The 24,954-nt window shown below is 55.7% G+C and carries 17 protein-coding genes and 4 pseudogenes; 11 read left to right on the forward strand and 10 right to left on the reverse strand.

The window, feature by feature from the left end:
• Window positions 1-127 precede the first annotated feature (127 nt).
• From DQM29_RS18250 to xylF, 4 genes and pseudogenes are all read right to left on the reverse strand, one after another.
• Window positions 128-292: a hypothetical protein gene (locus DQM29_RS18250; RefSeq protein ID WP_170126564.1), complete on the reverse strand. Its 165-nt coding sequence runs from the start codon at window positions 290-292 to the stop codon at window positions 128-130.
• Between the two features lie 136 nt (window positions 293-428).
• Window positions 429-1,594: pseudogene (xylH, locus tag DQM29_RS16490) on the reverse strand (xylose ABC transporter permease XylH).
• A complete protein-coding gene (locus DQM29_RS16495) occupies window positions 1,584-3,113 on the reverse strand; it encodes a xylose ABC transporter ATP-binding protein (RefSeq protein WP_111741684.1) in 1,530 nt (509 codons plus the stop codon). Before DQM29_RS16495 ends, xylH begins: the two are co-directional and overlap by 11 nt.
• 99 nt (window positions 3,114-3,212) lie before the next feature.
• Window positions 3,213-4,212, reverse strand: a pseudogene (gene xylF, locus DQM29_RS16500) (D-xylose ABC transporter substrate-binding protein).
• Window positions 4,213-4,783: 571 nt separating this feature from the next.
• Here xylF and xylA point away from each other — a divergent pair.
• The 7 genes and pseudogenes from xylA (at window position 4,784) to leuD (ending at window position 12,196) form a co-directional block, all read left to right on the forward strand.
• Window positions 4,784-6,103, forward strand: a complete 1,320-nt coding sequence (gene xylA / locus DQM29_RS16505; protein ID WP_111741685.1) for a xylose isomerase — start codon at window positions 4,784-4,786, stop codon at window positions 6,101-6,103.
• 524 nt (window positions 6,104-6,627) lie between these two features.
• Window positions 6,628-8,079, forward strand: a complete 1,452-nt coding sequence (xylB, locus tag DQM29_RS16510; RefSeq protein ID WP_111741686.1) for a xylulokinase — start codon at window positions 6,628-6,630, stop codon at window positions 8,077-8,079.
• 304 nt (window positions 8,080-8,383) lie between these two features.
• Entirely contained in the window at window positions 8,384-8,671 is a 288-nt protein-coding gene (locus DQM29_RS18800) for a PsiF family protein (RefSeq protein WP_415270892.1), read from the forward strand.
• Between the two features lie 123 nt (window positions 8,672-8,794).
• Window positions 8,795-8,929, forward strand: a complete 135-nt coding sequence (gene ykgO, locus DQM29_RS16520) for a type B 50S ribosomal protein L36 (protein WP_111741688.1) — start codon at window positions 8,795-8,797, stop codon at window positions 8,927-8,929.
• Window positions 8,930-9,243: 314 nt separating this feature from the next.
• Window positions 9,244-10,131 (forward strand): alpha/beta fold hydrolase, encoded by an 888-nt coding sequence (locus tag DQM29_RS16525; RefSeq protein ID WP_111741689.1) that lies wholly within the window; start codon window positions 9,244-9,246, stop codon window positions 10,129-10,131.
• A 21-nt stretch (window positions 10,132-10,152) separates the two neighbouring features.
• Window positions 10,153-11,576 (forward strand): annotated as a pseudogene (gene leuC / locus DQM29_RS16530) (3-isopropylmalate dehydratase large subunit).
• A 2-nt stretch (window positions 11,577-11,578) separates the two neighbouring features.
• Window positions 11,579-12,196 (forward strand): 3-isopropylmalate dehydratase small subunit, encoded by a 618-nt coding sequence (gene leuD, locus DQM29_RS16535; RefSeq protein ID WP_111741690.1) that lies wholly within the window; start codon window positions 11,579-11,581, stop codon window positions 12,194-12,196.
• 75 nt (window positions 12,197-12,271) lie between these two features.
• On the opposite strand, the gene DQM29_RS16540 is transcribed toward leuD, so the two are convergent.
• The gene (locus DQM29_RS16540) at window positions 12,272-13,186 is read right to left on the reverse strand and encodes a LysR substrate-binding domain-containing protein (protein ID WP_111741691.1); all 915 of its coding nucleotides are present in this window, start codon (window positions 13,184-13,186) and stop codon (window positions 12,272-12,274) included.
• Window positions 13,187-13,544: 358 nt separating this feature from the next.
• Here DQM29_RS16540 and DQM29_RS16550 point away from each other — a divergent pair, with 358 nt between their 5' ends.
• Window positions 13,545-14,141, forward strand: a complete 597-nt coding sequence (locus DQM29_RS16550) for a YgjV family protein (protein WP_111741693.1) — start codon at window positions 13,545-13,547, stop codon at window positions 14,139-14,141.
• Between the two features lie 240 nt (window positions 14,142-14,381).
• Here the strand turns inward: DQM29_RS16550 and selB are convergent, their stop codons facing one another.
• The 4 genes and pseudogenes from selB to DQM29_RS16570 form a co-directional block, all read right to left on the reverse strand.
• A complete protein-coding gene (gene selB, locus DQM29_RS16555) occupies window positions 14,382-16,262 on the reverse strand; it encodes a selenocysteine-specific translation elongation factor (RefSeq protein WP_111741694.1) in 1,881 nt (626 codons plus the stop codon).
• Window positions 16,259-17,655: pseudogene (selA, locus tag DQM29_RS16560) on the reverse strand (L-seryl-tRNA(Sec) selenium transferase). Before selA ends, selB begins: the two are co-directional and overlap by 4 nt.
• Window positions 17,656-17,794: 139 nt before the next feature.
• Complete coding sequence (locus DQM29_RS16565; RefSeq protein WP_111741695.1) at window positions 17,795-18,163, reverse strand: type II toxin-antitoxin system PemK/MazF family toxin; 369 nt, start codon at window positions 18,161-18,163, stop codon at window positions 17,795-17,797.
• A complete protein-coding gene (locus DQM29_RS16570) occupies window positions 18,163-18,435 on the reverse strand; it encodes an AbrB/MazE/SpoVT family DNA-binding domain-containing protein (protein ID WP_111741696.1) in 273 nt (90 codons plus the stop codon). The genes DQM29_RS16565 and DQM29_RS16570 overlap by 1 nt, the downstream gene beginning before the upstream one ends.
• Before the next feature lie 599 nt (window positions 18,436-19,034).
• On the opposite strand from DQM29_RS16570, the gene DQM29_RS16575 reads away from it, so the two are divergent.
• Window positions 19,035-19,229 (forward strand): hypothetical protein, encoded by a 195-nt coding sequence (locus DQM29_RS16575; RefSeq protein WP_111741697.1) that lies wholly within the window; start codon window positions 19,035-19,037, stop codon window positions 19,227-19,229.
• A gap of 91 nt (window positions 19,230-19,320) precedes the next feature.
• Here the strand turns inward: DQM29_RS16575 and DQM29_RS16580 are convergent, their stop codons facing one another.
• A complete protein-coding gene (locus DQM29_RS16580) occupies window positions 19,321-22,062 on the reverse strand; it encodes an autotransporter outer membrane beta-barrel domain-containing protein (RefSeq protein WP_232054933.1) in 2,742 nt (913 codons plus the stop codon).
• Window positions 22,063-22,561: 499 nt separating this feature from the next.
• Between DQM29_RS16580 and DQM29_RS16585 the strand changes: the two genes are divergently transcribed.
• Together DQM29_RS16585 and DQM29_RS16590 are read left to right on the forward strand one after the other, a co-directional pair.
• A complete protein-coding gene (locus DQM29_RS16585; protein ID WP_111741698.1) occupies window positions 22,562-23,626 on the forward strand; it encodes an NAD(P)-dependent alcohol dehydrogenase in 1,065 nt (354 codons plus the stop codon).
• A gap of 237 nt (window positions 23,627-23,863) precedes the next feature.
• Entirely contained in the window at window positions 23,864-24,952 is a 1,089-nt protein-coding gene (locus DQM29_RS16590; protein ID WP_111741699.1) for an ABC transporter substrate-binding protein, read from the forward strand.
• The last annotated feature ends 2 nt before the right edge of the window (window positions 24,953-24,954 follow it).

Genomic DNA, 24,954 nt, shown 5'->3' on the forward strand with positions numbered 1-24,954 from the left:
CTTCATAACTGCCCGTAGGAACGGTAGGCCCGTCGCTCTCCCAGGCCAAATACAGGCGCACTTCCGACCGAGCACAATGGCGATATACGCATGCTGCATTTTCGGTCGGAATATCCACCGAAACCGATTAGGACTCTTTAACGCTCGGTTTTCTCAAACTCTCCACCCACGCCAAAACCTCCCCATGTGAGATAACCTGACCGCTATCTGCCTGCTTAAGCGCCTCACGCGTCATCCCTTCGGCACGCTCAGCATCAGAGATGACATTAACCTCGACGTTGTTTTGCAACATGCTGATTCTCCTTCCTCTTGGCTAAACAAAGCCAGTGTGCCGTATAGATTAAAACCCCGCACGCTCTCCGATTCCACCCTGCGGCGCAGATCGAAAAAAACGTGCGGGGCGAACTGCCTAGGGCAGGAATAACCTATCAGGCCCGCTTCTTGGTCGCCGAATCCATCCACACCGCCAGCAGCAGGATCGAGCCCTTGACGATGTACTGCCAGAAGGTCGGCACGTCGAGCATGCTCATGCCGTTGTCCAGCGAGGCCATGATGAATGCCCCATCACCGCGCCCGCCACGCTGCCGACGCCGCCGGAGAGGCTGGTGCCGCCGATCACGCAGGCGGCGATGGCGTCCAGCTCGGCGATGTTGCCCGCCGACGGCGAGCCTGCGCCCAGGCGGGAGCTTAAAATCAGCCCGGCGATGGCTACCATCAGGCCGTTGATAGCGAACACCGCCAGCTTAGTGCGCTCAACGTTGATGCCCGACAGCCTTGCCGCGTCGATATTGCCGCCAATGGCGTAAATTCGGCGACCGAAGGCGGTGCGGGTTGCCATAAAGATGCCGACCATCATCAGCGCGGCGAGGATAAGCACTGGCGTCGGTACGCCGCGGTAGTCGTTCAACAGCCAAATCGCACCGAGCAGAATAACGGCCATCAGGCTCTGGCGGCCTACGTCGTTCACCGCCCCAGCCACCGGCAGCCCCAGCGCGACGCGATGAGCCCGCTGGCGCCACTGCCAGATAATGAACAGCGTCATCACCGCGATGCCTATGCCAAAGCCGATGCCGTTCGGCAGGTAGCTCTGACCAATCTGCGACATTGCCGCGCTGGTCGGCGATACGGTGGTACCGTTGGTGATACCCACCAGAATGCCGCGAAACGCCAGCATCCCCGCGAGGGTGACGATAAACGACGGCACCTTGCGGTAGGCCACCCACCAGCCGTTCCACGCGCCCAGCAGCAGCCCGGCCGCCAGCGTCACGACGATGGTCAGCGGCAAAGGCCAGCCGAGCCAGACGTCAAAAATCGCCGCCGCGCCGCCCAAAAGCCCCATCATCGAGCCGACGGAAAGGTCGATCTCCGCCGAAATAATAACAAACACCATCCCGACCGCCAGAATGCCGGTGATCGCCGTCTGGCGCAGCAGGTTGGAGATATTGCGCGGGCTGATGTAGGCGCCGTCTGTCGCGACGCTGAAAAACAGGACAATCACGACGATGGCCGCCAGCATCACGAAAACCTGCAGGTTGACGCGCTTAGGGCGCGCGGCGGCGGCCTTCGGCGTATCGGTCACTACGTTATTTACCATGGTGTTCACTCCTGAGTGCTGCTTCCATAATCTGTTCTTGCGTCAATCCCCGGTTTTGCAGGTCGGCCTTGATGCGCCCTTCGTGCATCACCAGCACCCGATCGCTTAAGCCCAGCACTTCCGGCAGTTCGGACGAAATGACGATAAGCGCGATGCCCTGCTCCACCAGCTGGTTAATCAGCTTGTAGATTTCATACTTGGCGCCGATGTCGATGCCCCGCGTCGGCTCGTCGAGGATCAGAATTTTCGGATTGAGCAGCAGGCACTTGGCGAGGATCGCCTTCTGCTGGTTGCCGCCGCTCAGGCGGGCTATCGCCAGCTCCACCGACGAGGTTTTCACCTTAAGGCGCGCGATGGATTCATTGATGGTCGCCTGCTCTTTGGCGTCGTTAAGCACCCCGAGCGGGCCGCTGAAGTCGTCCAGCGCCGCCAGCGTGATGTTAGCGCCGACGCCCATAATCGGCACGATGCCGTCTTTTTTGCGGTCTTCCGGCACCATGGCGATGCCGTGGGCGATGGCGTCCTGACAGCGGCGGATTTTCACCGGCTCGCCGTTGATAAAAATCTCCCCCTGCCAGCGGCCGCGATAGGCGCCGAACAGGCACTGCACGGTTTCGGTTCTGCCCGCGCCCACCAGCCCGGCGATGCCGAGGATTTCCCCTTTATGCAGGGCAAAGGAGACGTCGTTGACCCGCTTGATGTGGGTATTGATCGGGTGCCAGGCGGTCAGGTTTTCCACCCGCAGCACCTCTTCGCCGATGGCGTGCTCGGACTGCGGATACAGTTCCTTCAGCTCGCGCCCCACCATCATGGCGATAATGTCGTCTTCGCTCATCTCGGTAGCCGAACGCGTGCCGATGTGCTTACCGTCGCGGATCACGCAAATCCAGTCGGAGATGGCCTTCACTTCGTTCAGCTTGTGGGAAATGTAGATGCAGGCGATGCCGTGGCTTTGCAGGTCGCGGATAATGTCGAGCAGGATGTCCGTTTCGCTCTCGGTCAGCGAGGCGGTCGGCTCGTCCAACACCAGCAGCCGCACCTGCTTGTTCAGCGCCTTAGCGATCTCTACCAGCTGCTGCTGTCCCAGCCCCAGCTCGCCCACTTTGGCGTTCGGGCTGACGTTAAGCTTCACCTGCCCCAGCAGGCGCTGGCAGCGCAGAAACATGGCGTCGTAGTCCATCACGCCGAAGCGGCAGCGCTCAGAGCCGAGGAAAATGTTTTCCAGCACCGTCATCTCCTTCACCAGCGCCAGTTCCTGGTGAATGATGGCAATGCCCTTTTGTTCAGTGTCGCGAATGGTCTTGGCGGCAATCAAATCGCCGGAAAACACGATATCCCCCTGATACTGGCCGTGCGGGTAAATGCCGCACAGCACCTTCATCAGCGTCGACTTGCCGGAGCCGTTCTCCCCGCACAGGGAGAGTACCTGCCCCGCGTCGAGCGTCAGGGAAATATCGTCGACGGCTTTAACATCACCAAAGGTTTTGGTGATGTGCCGCATTTCTAACAGATGTGGCATCAGATGTACTCCACACTACGGGCAACGTGACGGTAAGCCGCGTATTGCCTACCGTCGTCCATGAGATCCGGGCGCGAGAAACAGCGCCCGGCGCGTCCGTTAGTTATAGATACTCTCTTTGCTGTGGAAGCCGTCGGCCACCACGGTGGCGTCGATGTTGGACTTCTCGACTTCAACCGGGGTCAGCAGGTAGGCAGGCACGTCTTTCTTGCCGTTGTTCAGGGTGGCGTTGGACTTGGGCGCTTTACCGTTGCCCAAATCGACGGCGATTTCCGCCGCTTCATTCGCCAGCAGCTTGATGGGCTTGTAGACCGTCATGGTCTGAGTGCCCGCCACGATGCGCTTGATGCCCGCAAGGTCTGCGTCCTGCCCGGAGATGGCGACTTTGCCCCGCCAGCCCCTGAGCGACCAGCGCCTGTACCGCGCCGCCTGCGGTGGCGTCGTTAGAGGCAACCACGGCGTCGATCTTGTTGTTGTTGGCCGTCAGGGCGTTTTCCATGATTTTCAGCGCGTTCTCCGGCAGCCAGGCGTCAACCCACTGGTCGCCGACGATCTTGATTTTGCCTTCTTTAATCAGCGGATTAAGCACGTTCATCTGCCCCTGACGGAACAGCTTGGCGTTGTTGTCCACCGGCGAGCCGCCCATCAGGAAGTAGTTGCCCTGCGGCACGCGGTCTACCAGGCTCTTGGCCTGTAGCTCACCCACTTTTTCGTTGTTAAACGAGATGTAGAAATCGATATCGGCGTCGTTAATCAGCCGGTCGTAGGCCAGCACCTTGATGCCTTCGCGCTTGGCTTCCGCAATCACGTTGCTCAGCACCTGACCGTTGTAGGGAATGATCACCAGCACGTCGACGCCGCGGTTGATCATGTTCTCAATCTGCGACATCTGGGTTTCTTCGTTGCCGTTGGCGGACTGCACAAACACCTTGGCGCCCAGCGATTCCGCTTTAGCAACGAAGATGTCGCGGTCTTTCTGCCAGCGCTCCAGGCGCAGGTCATCAATCGCCATGCCGATTTTTACGTCTTTGGCGTTAGCCATATGTCCTGATAGCGCCAGTGATGCACAAACGGCAAGTAATACATGCTTTAGTCTCATTTGTTTACATCCTATTTTGGTAAAGCTATTTCAGTCTTTACGCCCGTCGCCTATTCATTTGCAACGCGCGCAGCGGATAAAGGATAAATAATCACAACCATAGTGTTATCAGTTATTCCCACCGTATCAATTACAGATTCTTACCACCGTATTACGTTTTTTGGTTTATTTTCATTTTTTTGAGAAGAGTCATATTTTGCATATAAAAAATGAAAAAAGGCCAACGTCGATAAAAATAAAAAAGACGTATAAATCATACCAATAAATAAAAACAACCCTGTGAAAAGAAAGAATAATCAGGCACCTATTGTGAAGTCGATCACAGTAGCTAAATTTCATAACCCACAATTCAAATCTGGGAATAACCTCGCAGAAATTTACTCTTTATGATTCTTTTCAATATAAATATCCATCGTGAAAAAAGCGTTGAAAACCCTATTTTCAGCAGCAGGAAAATAGCCCGATGGGAAAGGTAACGCTAAAGAAAATATTTTTAGCCTACGCCCTTTCTGAAAAACGCCCTATTTCACAAATAAACCCGGCATCACTCTATTGCTGAAAGGAAACCGTTATGACCCAGTACTTCGACAAGTTAGACAAGGTCCGCTATGAAGGCACTGCCAGCAAAAATCCTCTGGCCTTTCGTCACTACAACCCGGACGAGCTGATTCTGGGTAAGAGAATGGAAGACCACCTGCGCTTTGCGGCCTGCTACTGGCACACGTTCTGCTGGAACGGCGCCGACATGTTCGGCACCGGGTCGTTCAATCGCCCCTGGCAGAGCAACGGCGACGCGCTGGAGCGCGCCAAGGCCAAGGCCGACGTGGCGTTTGAGTTTTTCGGCAAGCTGAACGTGCCGTTCTACTGCTTCCACGACATCGACGTGTCTCCTGAAGGCGGCTCGGTAAAAGAGTATTTGAACAATCTGACCGTCATGACCGACGTGCTGGCGAAAAAGCAGCAAGAGAGCGGCGTGCGCCTGCTGTGGGGCACCGCCAACTGCTTCACCAACCCGCGCTACGCGGCGGGCGCGGCCACCAACCCGAATCCGGACGTCTTTGCCTACGCGGCAACCCAGGTGGTCAGCGCCATGAAGGCCACTCAAACCCTCGGCGGTGAAAACTACGTGCTGTGGGGAGGCCGAGAAGGCTACGAAACCCTGCTCAACACCGACCTGCGTCAGGAGCGCGAGCAGTTGGGCCGCTTTATGCAGATGGTGGTCGAGCACAAGCACAAGATCGGCTTTAACGGCACCCTGCTGATCGAACCCAAGCCGCAGGAGCCGACCAAGCACCAGTACGACTACGACGTCGCTACCGTGTACGGCTTCCTCAAGCAGTTCGGTCTGGAAAAAGAGGTGAAGGTCAACATCGAGGCTAACCACGCCACCCTCGCCGGCCACAGCTTCCACCACGAAATCGCCTCCGCCATCGCGCTGGGTATTTTCGGCTCCGTCGACGCCAACCGCGGCGACGCGCAGCTCGGCTGGGACACCGACCAGTTCCCGAACAGCGTGGAAGAAAACGCGCTGATCATGTACGAAATCATCAAGGCGGGCGGCTTCACCACCGGCGGCCTGAACTATGACGCCAAAGTGCGCCGCCAGAGCGTTGACAAGTACGACCTATTCTACGGCCACATCGGCGCGATGGACGTTATGGCGCTGTCGCTGAAAATCGCCGCCAAGATGGTGGAAGACGGCGCGCTGGATCAGAAAATCGCTGAACGCTACGCAGGCTGGAACGGCAAGCTCGGTCAGCAAATTCTGGCTGGTGAAAGCTCGCTGGAGTCGCTGGCTAAATATGCCGAAAGCGGCCAGATTAACCCGCAGCACCCGAGCGGCCAGCAGGAGCTGCTTGAGAATCTGGTGAATCGTTATATTTTTGGTTAGGTTGGTTGGGGACTCGAAAGAGTCCCCTTTTTTAATGGGTTAAATGAGCTGTTGTGTATATTCCGGCCGTAAATACGCTGTGCCTATATCACCATGGTGCTCGGCCGGGAAACAGACCATATTAAGTTCAGGTATACGGCGGGCTACGCCCGCCGTTCAAAGTAATTATTTTTCTTTTTGAATAAATTAGAGAAGCTAAACGGAGGGAGAGCGCTACTCGCTCCGCTCGCCCTTCGGGCCAACACTTCGTGTTGTTCAACGCCTAAAGGCGTTGTCCGTGGGGGTCGACTTGGCGTAAGCCAACGACAAACCGGCAAAGCCGGTTTGAACAGCGCTTGCGCTGGCCCTTTAGGGTGAAGCCCGAAGGGCTTCATAACTGCCCGTAGGAAGGCTAGGCCCGACGCTCTTCAGGCTAAAAAGAGGCGCCCTTCCGGCCGAGCACAGCGACAATATAGGCACAGAGTATTTACGGCCGGAATATACACCAGAGCTAATTTAAAAAATAATATTCTGAAGGACCCACTATGTACATCGGTATCGATCTCGGCACCTCCGGCGTAAAGGTTATTCTGCTCGACGAGCAGCAGCGGGTGGTGGCTACTCATACGGAGGCGCTGTCGGTTTCGCGTCCTCATCCCCTGTGGTCTGAACAAAATCCTCAGGACTGGTGGCAGGCCACTGACCAGGCGATGCTGGCGCTGGGCGCGCAGCGCGGCCTTAAAGGAGTCAAAGCGCTAGGGCTAAGCGGGCAGATGCACGGCGCTACGCTGCTGGACAAGCGGGGAGAGCCGCTTCGCCCCGCCATTCTCTGGAACGACGGGCGCTGTGCCGCGCAGTGTGAAGCGCTGGAACGCCGGGTTCCCAACTCTCGGCAAATCACCGGTAACTTGATGATGCCCGGCTTTACCGCGCCTAAGCTGAAGTGGGTGGCGGAGCACGAACCGGAGATCTTCCGCGCCGTCGACAAGGTTCTGCTGCCGAAGGACTATCTGCGCCTGCTCATCACCGGCGAGTTCGCCAGCGACATGTCCGACGCGGCGGGCACGATGTGGATGGATGTCGGCCAACGAGACTGGAGTGACGAACTGCTGGCCGCCTGCGAACTCAACCGCTCGCATATGCCGACGCTGTTTGAAGGTTCACAGGTCACGGGCACGGTCAGAAGCGACATCGCCGAGCGCTGGGGCATCGGCCAAGTGCCGGTTGCCGGCGGCGGTGGGGACAACGCGGCGGGCGCGGTCGGCGTCGGGCTGTATAAATCAGGGCAGGCGATGCTGTCCCTCGGCACGTCCGGCGTCTATTTTGCCGTCAGCGACGGATTCCTAAGCAACCCGGAAAGCGCGGTTCACAGTTTCTGCCACGCCCTGCCGAACGCCTGGCACCTGATGTCGGTGATGCTGAGCGCCGCCTCCTGCCTCGACTGGGCCTGTCGGCTGACCAACACCGCCAGCGTACCGGAATTGCTGACGCAGGTAGAGCAGAGTAAGCCTGCCGCCACGCCGGTGTGGTTCCTGCCCTACCTTTCCGGCGAGCGCACGCCGCACAATAACCCGAACGCCAAAGGCGCTTTCTGGGGGCTGACCCACGAGCACGGCTCCGCCGACTTAGGCCGCGCTGTGCTGGAGGGCGTCAGCTTCGCGCTGGCGGACGGCATGGACGTGCTGCACGCCACTGGCCTTAGGCCTGAAAGCGTCACGCTGATCGGCGGCGGCGCGCGCAGCCCCTACTGGCGGCAGATGCTGGCGGACGTCAGCGGGCAGGCGCTGGAGTACCGCACCGGCGGCGACGTCGGCCCGGCGCTGGGCGCGGCGCGGCTGGCGCAGATTGCCGTTAATCCCGGCGTGCCGCTGGCAGAGTTTTGCCCACCGCTGCCGCTGGAGCAGCGCCACGAGCCAAATGCCACTCTTCATGCAGGGTACAGGGAAAAGCGCGAGACGTTTCGCAGGCTTTACCAGCAGCTGCTTCCTCTGTGTTAACCGGCCTTAACCCGCCCGGCGTCCATACGCCGGGCTACTCAAACAAACTCTGTGAGTAAGCGCTCTCTTCGCGAACTACACGTTTATCCCCACAGCGGCTATGCTTATAGCGTTTTCAACTCCACTTTTTCACTAAGGAATCGCTATGCGTTTACTTTCCGTACTTTCGCTGGTTTTAGGGCTGTGCGCCTTTGCCGGAACGGCCAACGCCGCCGAAGCGCAAACCGCGCAGCAGAATAAAATGACCGTTTGTAACAAAGAGGCGACGGACAAGGCCCTGAAGGGTGATGAGCGTAAGGCCTATATGAGCGACTGCCTGAAGGCCAAACCCGCCGCTGCCGAAAAGGCGCTGACCCCGCAGCAGCAGAAAATGGCCGACTGCAACAAGCAGGCCGGCGATAAGAGCCTAAAGGGCGACGAGCGTAAGGCCTTTATGAGCAACTGCCTGAAAGCCAAACCCGCCGAGAGCGAGAAGGCGCTGACTCCGCAGCAGCAAAAAATGGCCGACTGCAACAAGCAGGCTGCGGACAAAGGCGCTAAGGGCGACGAGCGTAAAACCTTTATGGCGAGCTGCCTGAAGCAGTCCAGCTAGTCTTCGCTTTACCCGCTTCTAAAGGCTCCGCTTTGGGGCCTTTTCTTTTTTATCCTTTCTGGATTGACTTTTCGCCTTCCCTTTTTCATAATTGTTATATTATAACATCACAAAGGAATCGCCATGAAGGTTCTTAGTTCGCTGCGTTCGGCCAAGCAGCGCCATCCGGACTGTAAGATCGTCCGTCGTCACGGAAGAGTTTTCGTTATCTGTAAGTCAAATCCCCGCTTTAAGGCGGTTCAAGGGAGGAAAAAGTAGGCTGATAAACTCATCTCATCGCGCACTCCTGTAAGCGCTCACTCACAAACTGTTTTCCCGATCGTTGCTTTTCCATAGCGGTATTTTTCATCCTGTCCGGAAAATATCGCTACTAATCAGTTACCCACTCGCCTATTTCACCGTTCAGCTTATTCAAGTTAGTATCTACTAACTTTTTTACTCCTCTTCATCCTTTTGCCTCCTCTCATTGAACACGCCTCGTGTTCAATAGCTTCACGCTTGGCCATATTGTTAATCCAATTGACCCTCCTACAATGAGGGTTAATCGTTAAAACTGCGGGAGGAACCTCACCATGTTAGCGACACTCGAAAAACAAATGCGTCGCGTGAACCAGATAGATATCTGTTTTCGCACTGTCGGCCAAGGGCCAGCGCTGCTGATGCTCCACGGCCATCCGCAAAACCATATGATGTGGCATAAAGTTGTGCCGGAGCTGGCCAAGCGCTTTACGCTGGTTATCGCTGACCTGCGCGGCTACGGCGACAGCGACAAGCCCCGCTCTCCGGAGGGTCAAAGCGCCTATTCCAAGCGCATCATGGCGCAGGACATGTATGAGCTGATGGTGCAGTTGGGGCATTCACGCTTTTCCGTGCTGGCGCACGATCGCGGCGCCCGCGTAGCCCACAGGCTGGCGCTGGATCACGCGGATGCCGTGCAAAAAATGGTGCTGCTGGACATCGCCCCTACCCTCGCTATGTATCGGCAAACCAACGAGGCCTTCGCTCGCGCCTACTGGCACTGGTTTATGTTGATACGGCCAACGCCGTTCCCTGAAATCCTTATTGAGCACGATCCCGCACTCTATCTGCGCAGCGTCATGGGCGTGCGCAGCGCGGGAATGGCGCCGTTTACCGAAGAGGCGCTGGCTGAATATGAACGCTGCTTAGGGCTGCCCGGCACCGCCTACGGCATCTGTGAAGACTACCGCGCCAGCGCCGGTATTGACCTCGAGCACGACGCACAGGACATCGAGCGCAGCAACCCTGTGGACTGCCCACTGATGGTGCTGTGGGGTAAAAACGGCGCTATCGAGCAGTGCTTTGATCCCATTACGGAGTGGAAAAAAGTAGCCACTCACCTACAGGGCGAGGCGCTGCCGTGCGGCCACTATATTGCAGAAGAGGCTCCGGATCTGCTGCTTGGCAAAGTCGTACCCTTTCTTTCATCGGTTAGCGTTTAAACTTTCGGGAGAATTCTTACCATGACGTCAGCAAAAACTCTTTACCGCAAGCTGATTGACACCCACACCGTCCGCGAGCTAGACGCGCAGGGCAACGTGCTGCTGTACATCGACCGCACGGTACTCAATGAATACACCAGTCCGCAGGCCTTCAGCGGCCTGAGGGAAAAGCACCGCAGCGCCTGGCGGCCGGAAAGCGTGCTGCTTAACGTAGACCACGTTAACCCCACCCGCCCGGTGCGCGACGACAAAATGACTGACCCCGGCGGCCAGCTGCAGGTGGACTACTTCAGAGAGAACAGCCGCGACTTTGATATCGAGCTGTTTGACGTGCTGGACGAACGCCAGGGCATCGAGCACGTTGTCGCCCCTGAGCAGGGCTTTATCCTGCCGGGCATGGTCATTGCCGCCGGCGACAGCCACACCACCACCTACGGCGCGCTGGGCGCTTTCGGCTTCGGCATCGGCACCTCAGAAATCGAACACTTCCTCGCCACCCAAACGCTGGTGTACAAACGCCTGAAAACCATGCGGGTGACGGTTAACGGCAGTCTAGGCCCTTGGGTGACGGCAAAAGACATCATCATGCATCTGGTCGAACACATCGGCGCTGACGGCGCAACCGGCTACGCCATTGAGTTTACCGGCCCGGCCATCGACGAGATCAGCGTCGAAGGGCGCATGACCATCTGTAATATGGCCGTTGAAGCAGGCGCTCGCGGCGCGTTTATGGCGCCGGATGAAAAGGTCTTTGAATACCTGAAAGACAAGCCCCGCTCTCCGAAAGGCGCGCTGTGGGAACAGGCCGTTAGCAGCTGGCGTACGCTGAAAACCGATCCGGGCGCGCAGTTCGATCGGGAAGTGGTGCTTGACTGTACTCGCCTTGAGCCGATGGTCACTTGGGCATCAGCCCCGATCAGGCGGGCGGCATCGGCGGTGCGATCCCAGATCCGAAAAATGAACCCAATGCGCAGAAACGCGTTGCCGACGAAAAGGCGCTGGCCTATATGGAACTGAAACCGGGTACCCTTTTCTCCAGCATCCCGATTTCTCACGCCTTTATCGGCTCCTGTACCAACGGCCGCATCGAGGATCTGCGTCAGGCGGCAAGCGTGCTGAAGGGGAAAAAGATCGCCGCCCACGTGCGGGGCATGATTATTCCAGGCTCGACGCTGGTTCGCCAGCAGGCCGAGCGGGAAGGTCTGGCGCAAATATTTATCGACGCGGGCTTTGAGTGGCGTCAGTCCGGCTGTTCCATGTGCCTGGCGATGAACGAAGACGTCCTGCAGCCGGGCGACCGCTGCGCCTCCAGCACCAACCGCAACTTTGCCGGTCGTCAGGGCGCCGGTTCAAGAACCCATCTGATGAGCCCAGCTATGGTCGCCGCCGCCGCCATCGCGGGCCATCTGGTCGATGTCCGTTCAGTCAGCGGTCAAGGAGAATAATCATGCAGACCTTTACACAAGTTACCGGCAAAGTCGCGCCGATGATGGATCCGAACGTCGACACCGACGTTATTATGCCTAAGCAGTTTCTTAAGGGGATCGACCGTAAAAATCTGGATCGCGGCCTGTTCTTTGACCTGAGGCTGAACGCCGACGGTACGCCCAATCCGGACTTTATTCTTAACCGCCCGCAGTGGAAAGGCAGCGCCTTTATGGTGGTCGGCCCCAACTTCGGCTGCGGCTCCAGCCGCGAACACGCCGTTTGGGGTTTACAGCAGACCGGCATCCGCGCGCTTATCGGTACCTCGTTTGCAGGCATCTTTGGCGACAACTGCCAGCGTAACGGCATCCTGCTTATCCGCCTGACGCCAGAAGCTGTCGCTCGCGTTGCCGCTGCGGCGCAGGATCCGGAAAGAAACGAAATCACTATCGATCTGCCGGGAAAAGCCATTTTGCTCAAAGGCGGAGAAACGGTTCCTTTTGATATTGACGGGCGCAATCAGGAAGCGCTGATAAAAGGGCTGGACGCTATCGGCGTCACGATGGAATACCAGCAGGAGATCCGCGACTTTGAAGCGGACTATCGTCAAAACCACCCGTGGGTAGTCATACCGCGCTAGTAGCAAGACCGACTCGCCCCGCCTGCCGTCCCCCGACGCGGGCGGGGTTTTTTATTGATGCAAGATGCGCATCGTCTACAGCGCGGAAAAGTAGTTTCCCAGAAACTCAACGCACACCTTCAGCTTGGCCGAGTCAGACAGGCGGCGAGGGTAAACGGCCCAGATGTCTGCCGGTTGGGAATATTCTGGCAGCACTTGCACCAGTCTGCCCTCGTCAAAATAGTGCTTCACGTCCCACATCGAACGTAAAAAGATCCCGTGCCCGTCCAGCCCCCAGCGCAGCACCATGGCGCCGCTGTTAGAGGAGATTCGTCCGTCGATACGAGCGATATATTCCCGCTCGTCGTTCTGCCGAACAAGCCGCCAGCTGCCAAACGGCGTGTCGCGCTCGCGCAGCGCTAAACAGTCGTGAGAAGCCAAGTCGTCCAGAGACTGGGGCACGCCGCGCTGTTCCAAATACTCTTTTGACGCGCACAGCACCCGCGCATTGCTCATCAGCTTTCTGGCAAGGTACTGGTTGGGCAGATCGCTGCCGACGCGGATTTCCAGATCAAACCCCTCAGCGATCAAATCCGTTGCCCGATCGGAGGTGACGACCTGAATCGCCAGTTTCGGATAGCGTTTGGCAAGCTGGGATACGGCGGGCGCCACGTGATGACGACCAAAGCCGAAGGAGCAGACAATGCGCAGGGTTCCCTGCGGCTCACGCCGCGCCTGAGTCACGTCGCTGATAAAGTCGTCCAGATCGTTGAGGATCCGCTGCGCCCAAAGGCGGGCTTTTTCCCCCTCTTCCGTCAGCACAATGCTGCGGGTGGTGCGGTGAAACAGTCGGACGTTAAGGGAGCTTTCGAGAATGTTCATCCGCTTGCTGATATAGGCGGGAGACACGCCGAGTTCCACCGCGGCGCGAGCGAAGTTCTGCTTGCGGACCACCGTTAAAAAGACGCGGAGATCCTCATTTAGCGGCATTGAAGGCCGAGTCATATTCATGAAGGCGATTCCTGCTTCCAGCGCTCCCGTCCCCGTCAAAAGCGGCGCGGCGCAACACATTGTAAAAAGAAAAGATGTTCTGTCCTGCTCTTATTTTTATTTTAAAAATACCGGTAACCTAACGATAAACCCCGCTAAAGGTGAGGTTTTCCCGATATATGACTATATTTCATACTATGAGCCTATGCCGCAGGCGAAACGCTTCAATTTGTGATAGATTTCACACTAATTGACGGCTGATTTCGCAAACGCCATGACCTGACAAGCATACCTTCAATGCACAGCCCGTGAAGCGATTCACCTCACAGGCTTCACGACCGATAGAAAAAACAACGCTATTTTTGCAGGAACGTTCCCAATGACGCTGTTCTGGATTGCCCAAATTATAGGCGGTATTGCCTTTCTTGTGGGCATCACTATGTTCTTTAACCGCAACGAACGCAGATTCAAATTCCAGCTCGCCGGTTACTCAACCATCATGTGCGTGCACTTTTTTATGCTTGGCGCCAACGCGGCGGGCATGAGCGTGCTGCTCAGCGCAATCCGAACCGTCGTGTCCATCTGGTGGCGCAACGTTTGGATCATGGTGCTGTTTATTATTCTGCCGCTGCTATTCGCGGCGACTCGCGTCAAACACCCCATTGAGTTCTTACCCGTGATGGGCGCTATGGTCAGCACCTGGGCGATGTTTCGCACCAGCGGCCTAAAAATGCGCAGCCTGATGTGGTGCTCCACCGCCTGCTGGGTGATCCACAACGTCTGGGTCCACTCCATCGGCGGTACGCTGATTGAATCGAGCTTTCTGGTGATGAACGGCTTTAACATCATCCGCTTCTACCGCATGCAGAAGCGTGGTATTGACCCGTTTGCAGTGGAAAGTCGGATTGTTAAAGGGAAAGTGCAGAGTGAGGAGAATGAGGCGACCGCGCAACTTACTGACAAACCGATAAAATAGGCTTCCGTGGATATTCCGACCGAAAATACGCTGTGCCTATATAACCATTATGCTCGGTCGGAAGAGCGCTTGTATTAGCTTTGGGAGGGCGGCGGGCCTACCGTCCCTACGGGCACTTCGTTGGCTTACGCCAAGTCGACCCCCACGGAACGCTCTCCCGCCGTTCAACCTCGTAGATTTTATTTAAGGCCTTTGTCATCAATTTCATAGGCCGCTGTCACAGCCTCTTTTTTTACAGCATCAATCTGAAAACAATCCCTTATCCCGCAAAATATGATCGTTGCCCCTACGGCGAGTAAATCCGCTGCGGTCGAAGAACTCCAGCACCTGGATCGCCAGCTTGCGACCAACGCCTAGCCGGTCGCGAAAGTCGGCGGCGCTGGTGCTGCCATTAACGTCGTGCATTTCGCGGATAAGATCGGCGAACTGACGCACCCGCGAGCTCAGGTAGTAGCGATCGCGCACGATGGCGGTGACAAAACCTAGCTGCGCCGCCTTGCGCAGCACCGCGCGGGCGGCTTGCTCATCCATTCCCTGCCCGTTAGCCAGATCCCTCACCCAGCAGGGCTCGTCGCCAAACTGCTCTTCCAGTCGCTGCCACACATTCTGCTCTTCCAGCGTAAAGGCCAGCCGAAATTCCGGCAGGTGGAGCCAGCCTCGGCTGTTGTTAATCTTTCCGGTTGCCAGCAGGTCATCGATTAAGGAGAACGCCAGCCCCTCGGGCTCGGCGGGCAGCGCCATGCGCTTAAGGCGCGCGCGGCCGACGCCGATTTGGTCGAGGTGCTGTTCGTGAAACGCTTTTAGCGCTTCTGTCAGCCGCTGCTGGAAGCGCTCGACGTTATCCTGCGACAGCGCCGCATCGCCGACCGTTTTACAGCCAGCGTGAGCCAATAGCGCACTAATGCCTTCCTGAGTCAGCTGACGCGCCCATGCGAATTCACCAACCGACAGGCTGCCTTCCAAAAGGCGCTGGCGTAAAACCGCGTCGTCATCCGTCGCCTGACTCAAGGCGTCAAGCGCGGCCAAATAGGCGGGCTGTCGCTTGCCGCGCCGGGGCGGGTTTAGCAGCAGGACGCGGGCACCCGCCAGTGTCTCCCGCGCGCTGACGTCGCGCACGATCAGTCGATCGTTTTCCGCCAGCAGCAGAGGCTCGTCCAGCACCAGCTCCACCAGCCGATTACTGCCGGCGATAGCGGGTTCGTCCTGCAATAGGGAAACGCGCCCAGTAATGTGGCTAACCGCGTGGTGCAGGTGCACCGGCTGCCAGTGGCGAACGGGCTTATCGCTGTGCAACAGCGCCAGCACGCGATCGGACGACGCGGGCGGCTCCTGCGCAAGCAGCCAGTCTCCGCGGCTGACGTCCTGTTTGCCCAAGTCGCCGGTAATGTTCAGGGCGATGCGCTCCCCGGCCTGTGCTTGCTCAACGTTACGGTTTTGCGCATGCATGCTTCTCACTCGTACCGGCTTATCTGCCCCGGTAAGCCAGAGCGTATCGCCAACGCTGACCTGACCGCTGAATGCGGTACCGGTTACCACCAGCCCGCTGCCCTTAAGGGTAAAGACTCGGTCGATAGCTAGGCGGAAGCGGTGGGAAGTCAGAGATGCCTCTTCCCCTTCGGCCTGACACAGCGCCAGCAGGTGCTCGCGCAGTTCATCGACGCCAACCCCCTGCTGTGCCGAGGTGATAAATATCGGGCACCCCTGCCAGCCCTGCGCGCTCAGCTCGTCGTCGACCTGCGCCTTGACCTCGGCCACCCGCTCAGGAGCAACCCTGTCGGCCTTGGTCAACGCAACGGTGATAGAGGGGATCGCCAGCAGGCGCAGAATTGCCAAATGCTCACGAGTCTGCGCCATGATGCCGTCGTCGCAGGCCACCACCAGCAGCGCGTGCTGCACGCCGGCAACCCCCGCCAGCATATTGGCCAGAAACTTCTCGTGCCCCGGCACGTCGATAAAGCCCAGCACTCGGTCTTCTGACAAAGGCAGGTAAGCATAGCCCAGATCGATAGTCATCCCCCGCCGCTTCTCTTCCGGCAGGCGGTCAGTGCTGCCCGCGCCGGTCAGCGCCTGTAGCAGCGTGGATTTACCGTGGTCGACGTGCCCAGCGGTGGCAATAATCATAGCGCCAGCACCTCCAACAGGGCTTCTTCATCTTCTAAGCAGCGTAAATCCAGCCAGAGCTTGCCCTCTTGCAGGCGGCCAATCACCGGCACCGGCAGCGCACGCCAGCCTTCCGCCAGCGCTTCCAGCGTCCTTCCTCTGCCGTCCTTCGGGGCGAACGTCAGGGCATAGCTTGGCAGCCGGTCGACAGGCAGCGAGCCGCTGCCGATTTGCGACAGGCAAGGCTCAGCGCTGACGAAAAACCGCTCACCGTAGTACTGACGCAGCGGCGACAGCAGCTGAGCGGCCATGGTTTTCATTTCATCGGCGTCGCGGGTCAGCAGGCGCAGGGTCGGCAGCGAATAGGCAAGGCGATCGGGCTGCTGATACAGGCGCAGCGTCGCCTCCAGCGCCGCCAACGTCAGCTTACCGGCACGCAGCGCCCGCTTGAGCGGGTGCTTCTGGATTTTATCAATCCACTCGCGCGAGCCGAGAATAATGCCAGCCTGCGGGCCGCCCAGCAGCTTGTCGCCGGAGAAGGTCACCAGATCTACTCCTGCAGCGATCAGGTTCTGCGGCATTGGCTCTGCGGGAAGGCCGTACTCTTGCAAATCAATCAGCGAACCGCTGCCGAGATCCGTCGCCACTGGAATATTAAGCTCGCGCCCCAGCGCGACCAGATCCTCTTCGCCGACCGAGGCGGTAAAGCCTTCAATGTGGTAGTTGCTGGTGTGCACCTTCATCAGCAGGCCTGTTTGCTCATTGACCGCTTCGCGATAGTCGCGCAGGTGAGTTCGGTTGGTAGTGCCTACTTCTACCAGCCGACAGCCCGCCTGGCGCATGACGTCCGGCACGCGAAACGCGCCGCCGATCTCCACCAGCTCGCCGCGGGAAACAACCACTTCGCGCTCGGCGGCGACTGTCGCCAGCATCAGCATCACCGCCGCCGCGTTGTTGTTGACGATGCAGGCCGCCTCGGCGCCGGTCAGCTCGCTCAATAAATCGGAAATCACGCTGTCGCGGTGGCCGCGCCCGCGCCGTCCAGATCGTATTCCAGCGTCACCGCCTGACGCATGGCGTTCGCCACTTCGTCGATGGCCTCTTCCGCCAGCAGCGCCCGCCCAAGGTTGGTATGCAGCACGGTGCCGCTGAGGTTAAACACCGGCACCAAACCCGGCTTCTGCTTTTGCGCCAAATAGGCGCGCGCTTCTTCAGCCCACGCCCAGTCCTGAACCCAGCCGGGCAGCCTTTCGCGATGGCGAATTTCATCACGCGCCTGCTCCTGAAGGTAGCGCAGCGCGTCAACCACCAGCTGCTGGCCGTATTCGCTAATCAGCCGCTCCATTTCTGGCTCGTTGAGCAGGCGGTCGACTGAGGGCAGTTGGCTGAACAAGGACGAGCTTTGGCTATTCATGGCGGCGGTCCGTTAAGGGTTAATGGCGTTACTATATCGGCTGACGGGGGGGAAGGTGAAGCGTCGAGAACCTGCTAAATAGGCTTGCTGACGATTTCACTTAATCTCTGTCGAGAGCCTGCCTTGGCTGTTCATATATCTACATCTGAGGATCGATAATATCGACCAGTTTCATTACGACTTCATCAGTAAGGCAGGATTCTGCCTTTGTATAAAGCTGAGCTTTTCTCTCTTTTAAATCCAGCGCTCTAACCTGATGACATAAAACAACACCCCGTACTTCACCACTCTTCGTGCTGTCCGCTGTGACCGCCACCGTTACGCCCGCAGAGCGAGCGCCTACGGCAACCGTAGAGATAGGGCAGCAAAGGCTTACGCCCATAGCGGCGTTGAGCGCGGCTTCCGTCACGACAAGGAAATAGTGAGGACCTCTTAATTCACGTCCGCTTGTCGGATCGGGATTAATTAACCAAATATCGCCTTTTTCTGGAACTGAACGCTTCACCATCAATAGACTTCCTTACCTACGGCGGGCAGGTTATTCATGTCATCCACGGAGCGATTTAGTTGCTCCAGTTCAACGGCATCGATTTCAGCCAGAAGCTGGCTTACCGATTTGCGCCCACGAGGAATTCTCTTGGTCGGGATCACGCTAATGCCCTCTTTCTCTATAGCTACGTTGACTTCGGTCCCAACTGCCCAGCCCATTTTAGCAATTACGTCGCTTGGAATAGTCAGTATAACGGCACCACCCTGCTGGCGAAGGCGAGTTATAGCCATTCTTTCTTCCCCTTGTTTAACCCTATCGGCAGAGCCTCTATAGCAGGCTCTACGTTCATCATATCTAACACTGTAGAACAAAATAGCACCTCACGATTGCAATGTCACACATTATCACACATAACTAATGTGGATTACTGATGAACAAGGGTTGTCCCAAGACGAATTCACCAAACTTCATTCGCCAACAAAATGATGATATCCCTCTTTTCTCCCTCAATATCAGCTCGTTTCTGGCTAATTACCATTTTTGCTAAGAACGCCGATATCTTATGAATAGCTCTGCAACTCACCCCGTTATTTTGCGAGTTATCTCGACATCATCTATGTTCCCTGTTGTCAGTGAAGCTGTATAAACGTACTGTGCTTTGGCGCTCGACAATCCGTTTCTCCGGCGCATAAAAAACCGAAACCCCGCGGTGTTGAAGCACCTACGGGGTTTCTAACCACAACGTTATAGAAGGTAATATCATGGCTGTTTTGAAGGATATCCAAACCTATCCGCGATTTATACGGGTGCTGAGATCTTTTTCCCGATCCGTCTCGCATTCTTTTACAGTTTTCGCCGCTGCAGCCGCATTTTGCAGGGAGGCCGACCAATGATTGACTATATGGACACCGCCACGCGCGATCCGCTGGAGCTGGTCGAGCAGTGTTTAGCCTTAGCCTGTGCGGGCATCACCGTGGACAACGCCGCCGTCAAAGAGTCGCTTCAGCTTATTCTGCACGAAAAAATCTGTACTCTGTTTAACGTGCTTTATGAAGAGGAGCCGCCAGCTCCGGCGCTATCGTAAAAAAGAAAGATCGAGTCGACGCAAAAATGTTAAAATACGGTGGCCGCTTGCGCGACCACCGTTAGATAGCAATGTACAACAGAGAAACCCGTCAGAAGCTGTACTTCACGCCGAACATCGCCTGCACGTCGTTATATGCATGCGAACCAAACTGATAGCCGGTATTCACCCAGCCGGTCAGGTTGTTGTTCAGCTTACCCTCTACGCCCAGCTTCACTTCGCCCAGATTTTTTGCACCGCTTTGCGAGTTCTCATACTGGTTCATTTTTACCGTATAGTCTTCGGTATTGTAGATCCAGTTAAGCTCTATAAACGGCTCAAACTCTCGATCTTTGCCGTCATCCATCTCGTGATGCCCCTTAACGTAGGCTCGCACGCCTAGGCGCGTCATAATGTTATCGTCAGCCTTACTTGTCACCCGGGTACCGTTTTGCTCAACGTGATTGTCTGCATCAACACCCATCCAGATAACCTGAGCCTTAGGCTGAACCCAGTAGCTTTTACGCTCATCACCGCCCAGCTTAAAGCTGTAGCCGCTTTCAATAGACGCCGTCACACCGTTTGACTTATAGCTTTCCGTCGCCAGCTGGTCGCCTTTAACCTCGTTGTCAAACCAGCTATACATCACCCAAGTATCAACATAGGTGCCGGTTTTATCGACATTGTTGGCATACCAGGTGCCATAAAGACCCGCGCTGTAACCGCTAACGTTACCTTTGGAGGTAAAGCCCGTGAGGCTTGAACGCGTCTGGTTGTGGTTGTTGGCATAGCCCGCCATCAGGCCGACGTGCCAACGGTCTAGGTCGTTATTGCTCCACTGAGCCAGATCGCCGCCAATTTGCACAACGTAGCTGTTGGAGCGCGTTCTTAACTGACTGCTGCTGTCAGAAAAACGAAGGTGTTCGCCAACCTGACGCATCCACATGCTGGTTACGCGCTTCTCACCCGTTAACGCATCGGTATACTGCGTTTCCCCCAGACGGTCATGTAGCCGGGTGATAAACATCGTATTGGCCGCCGCCAGGTTAGCCAAATAGCTACCGGACTCTGGACGGTATGGAGATACCGGATCGACTTCCGGGTCTGGATTTGGGGTCGGGGTTGGATCTGGATCCGGCGTTGGGTTAGGAGGATTGACTGAGCCGGACTGTGATACCAAATACCAATTATTGGCGTTTGCCCCTGCAATTGTGCTGCCGGAGCGAACAAAGTAGTCAAACGCACCGGCGACGATCCGCTGACTGTTACCAAACGTACCCGCCGAGTTACCCTCAACTTCAACGATCTCTATACCACTGGTCGTCAGTGCTCCGTTTCCACCAGCGTTAACGATGCGCACGTCGGTATGGCCTGAAGTATCGCCTTTAACAATCAGCTTATCCGTTGAAGAGGAATCATTTCCCAGTACCGTATTCAACACCAGCGTACCGTTTGTCGCGGCATAGTTACCGTTAACGATCAGCGTTTTGGGGAATAACGTGCTGCCTGCGGCAGGCTCAACATACTTCAGCGTAGCGCCGTCCAGCGTCAGGTTGGTCATTTCGGAGTCCGCTGTCATGTTCCAAACGCTGTTGACGCCGTTAATGTTTAAATTGATATTCCCCTTCGCGTCAGTAACAGGCGCGCTGCTGGCATCGGTATAGGCATATTCCCCAACTTTGGTCATACCGGTAAACTGGCTACCGTCCGTCATGTTGAGATCGATAAGACCGGACTCGGCAAACAGATTGCCGGTAATAGTATAAATACCGGAAGTCGAGTTAGTCGTTTTCGCGGCGTCGTTAACTATACTTCCCGCGCCGTTGTACAGCTTGTCGTCCGAACCGATGTAGTAGTTGGTTTGCGCAGAGGAAATGACTGAACCCTCCCCTAGCGTGTGCATGGCATAGCCACCGTTTAACGCATTGACGGAAATAATGGCGTCGCCAGTCAGCTCAATCCTACCGCCTAGTGCGTTAAAGTTATTGTCTGCCGTCAGCTTTTTCTCAGCCCTTAGCCCATCGGCGTTATCTCCTTCGGCAGAAACGCTGGTAGCCCCCGCAGTGCCTTGCAGCTGTACAACGCCGCCCTTATTCGCGTAAACCGCATGGCCTTCACTGCCCGTCGATGTAATCGTCGCTCCAGAGCCGATAATCGCCACGGCATTTGTGCCGTAGGCCGTACCGTTGGTTAATACAGAGTCTCGGTTACCGGCGTAAACGGCATATCCCATCGAGTTAGTGCCGTTAGTCCCCGTGCCACCAGCGGTAATGATTGAGTTATCGGCCACATACGCCAAATTGTAGTAAGGCGCCTGTGAAGACAGGTTAACGCGCACGGCCGTTCCACTGTCGACGGTGATCGTACTGTTACTTCCCAGATAGACTCTCCCGTACCCCGCTTGCCCATTGGGGCTCTGCGCCACGTTGATTCCGTTACTGTTGCTGCCAGTAGCAATAAGCGTCGCGCGATCGCCTGCAATCACCGTATACACACCGTTGCTCGCCTGTTGCCCGTTGGTTCGAATAGCGTCAACAAAGCTGCCGGACGTTCTTACCGTTAAATCATCGCCAAAGATAAAGGCCGGATGGGGCCCGTTCTGTGCAAAATAGATGCCGTTGGTATTGTTGGTTTCACTTCCGCCGTTAATATTTTTAGAATCCGACGTCGTTATCGTCACGTTGTTTCCACAAACGTTGGACGACGTATAGGAACCGCCAAATACTGTGACGTTAGTAATCGTCACCCCATTGCCGCAGGGGACGTTTGCATCAGCCATTAATGAGTTGCTAATAGGGAATATGAGGCCAAAGGTGAGAAAGTGTTTGATAAAGCGATTATTGAGATTGCTCACGATAAGTCCTTTTAAAATATGAAGTTATAAAAAATATGAAAAATACTGCAACAACTCATCAACAAATCAATTGGCTTATTAATTTTATAGTTTTATAAAACCATGCAATGAAGTCGTTGAAAACCACTCCAGTTGACTCCAAAAATCAAACAATTTCAATTGGGATTTATGAGTGTTTTAATACATTACAAAAGAACCTATTAATATATAAATGAATTAATATTAAAATTAACTAATGAGTTGTTATAATCTATTAAAAATCCCAAAAATCACATTACGACAGTGTTTTATAAAGATTATTAACCAAGAAAACCCGCGTATTAATTATCAAACTAATTATTTACACTACTTAAATAAGTATTTAAATCTTTCACCCTTGGCAATCAATGTCAAAAATGTTGTGTTTTTATCCCCCCTCTCCAACAGGGCAAATTTTTCCCCATGCTCCATTTTGCACTACCCTTAAAGTCACCCCTGTTCACTATTCAAGGTGAAGTCTATGACTATGCATATCCGTAGCTTTGCGGCCATTTCCGAAACCGCGCCTGTAGCGCTGCACCCGATTAGCCGTCGCTCGCCGCGTGAAGACGACGTCTCCATTAAAATCCACTACTGCGGCGTCTGTCACTCCGACCTGCATCAGGCCCGCAACGAGTGGCACAACACCATTTATCCCGTTGTGCCCGGTCACGAAATTATCGGCCAGGTCACTGCCGTAGGCGATAAAGTCAGCAAGTTTAGCGTCGGCGACTGGGTCGGTGTCGGCTGCCTGGTAGATTCCTGCCAGGAATGCGCCTCCTGTAAAGAAGGGCTGGAGCAGTTTTGCGAAAACGGCATGACGCTGACCTACAACGGGCGGGATCGTCACGATGGCAGCATTACCTACGGCGGCTATTCAGAAGCTATTGTGGTGTCTGAAAAGTTCGTTCTGCGCCTGCCAAACGCGTTGGATAAGGCCTCTGCAGCACCGCTTCTGTGCGCAGGTATCACTACCTATTCACCGCTGCGGCACTGGAAAGTCGGACCGGGTGATAAAGTTGCCGTTATTGGTCTAGGCGGCTTAGGGCATATGGCAATTAAGTTTGCCCACGCCTTCGGTGCAGACGTCACACTGTTTACCCGTTCACCGGGAAAGCAGCGTGAGGCGCGGCGGCTGGGCGCAAATCACGTGGTCATATCCACTGATGACGCGCAGATGGAGGCCGTTAGCAACCACTTTGACTTTATCCTCGATACCGTACCCAACGGGCACGATCTGAATCCATATCTGAATACTCTTAAGCGGGACGGCACGATGGTGTTAGTCGGCCTGCTGGAGCCCATTGAACCACCGCTGCACAGCGGCATTCTGGTGATGAGTCGCAAAACGCTAGCCGGCTCGCTTATCGGCGGCATTGCCGAAACTCAGGAAATGCTCGACTTCTGCGCCGAACACGGCATCGGCTGTGACATCGAGATGATTAATATTCAGGAGATCAATCAGGCCTATACCCGAATGTTAAAAAGTGATGTGAAGTATCGATTCGTGATCGACATGAAGTCGCTGGAAATCGAGAAGCTCTAACAGCATCCGGTAGTCATTCTAATCGCCTTTGGTATGGCTACCGGCAACACCCTAATAAAAAAACGAATGATCATTTCTCATCCCTTATTTCCGCCAAAAAATAACGTCACCGCTGTAAATTAATAATTTGAATTAAATCACAAATAATTAACAATTTATTATCATTTACCTTGCCGCTATTCAATTCCTCACCATACTTAGTTATCCATAACCGCAATAAAAAGTGGGTAAAACACAATGGCAAAGCAAGCACACCTTTTTACGGCAGGGCTGCTGGCGCTCAGCGTTAGCACCGCCTTCGCCGCCGTTCCGGCAAACTATCCGTCCGACTACCAGAAAGTTATTGATGCAGCCAATAAAGAGGGAAAAGTGGTGATTTATTCCACCACTGATACCGCAACGGCTGAGCCTATTATCAAAGGGTTTGAGAAGCTCTATCCTAATATCACCGTTGAATACAACGATATGAACAGCACTGAGCTCTATAACCGCTACGTTAGCGAGCAGGCGTCGTTCAGCGGCAGCGGTGACGTGGTCTGGAGCTCCTCAATGGACACCGCGCTAAAGCTGGCAAAAGACTACGCCCTTAACTATCGCTCGCCGGAAGCCGACAAGCTACCCGCCTGGGCCGTCTGGAAAGACACCGCCTACGGCACCACCTACGAGCCGCTGGTGTTTATCTACAACAAGCGGCTGATTAAAGAAGAGGAAGCGCCCAAGTCCCATACCGCGCTGGCCGAGCTGGTGAAAGGCCAACAGGAACGCTTCAAAAACAAAGTCACCACCTACGACATCGAGAAGTCCGCTCTGGGCTTTATGCTGTCAGTTGAAGACATGAAGCACGACCCTGACTACTTCACTCACCTGAAAGATACCGCCGGTGCGGGCATGGTCGTACAGTCTTCCACCGGTACCATGCTTGAACGCGTCTCTTCCGGTGAAAACCTGCTTGGTTTTAACATTCTTGAGCCCTATGCCAAAACCCGCATGGCGAAAGATGCCTCTCTAGGTATGGTTTACCCCTCTGACTACACGCTAGTGCTCTCCCGCGTCAGCTTTATCAGCAAGCAGGCGAAAAACGTCAACGCCGCCAAGCTGTGGCTTGACTACCTGCTTTCTCAACAGGGGCAGGACATCGTTGCTAATAAGGCCAATATCGCCTCTATTCGCAGCGATATCTCCGGCGATAACGACGTAGACGGCCTCACCAAAAAGCTTGGCGCCGTGCTTAAGCCGATCCCGGTAAACGACAGCCTGCTGGAGTATCTGGAACAGAACAAGCGGCTGGACTACCTGAAAAAATGGCGCACCGCAGCCGGTAAATAATT

Origin of the sequence: Leminorella richardii (genome assembly GCF_900478135.1) — a bacterium.
Taxonomy (GTDB): domain Bacteria; phylum Pseudomonadota; class Gammaproteobacteria; order Enterobacterales; family Enterobacteriaceae; genus Leminorella; species Leminorella richardii.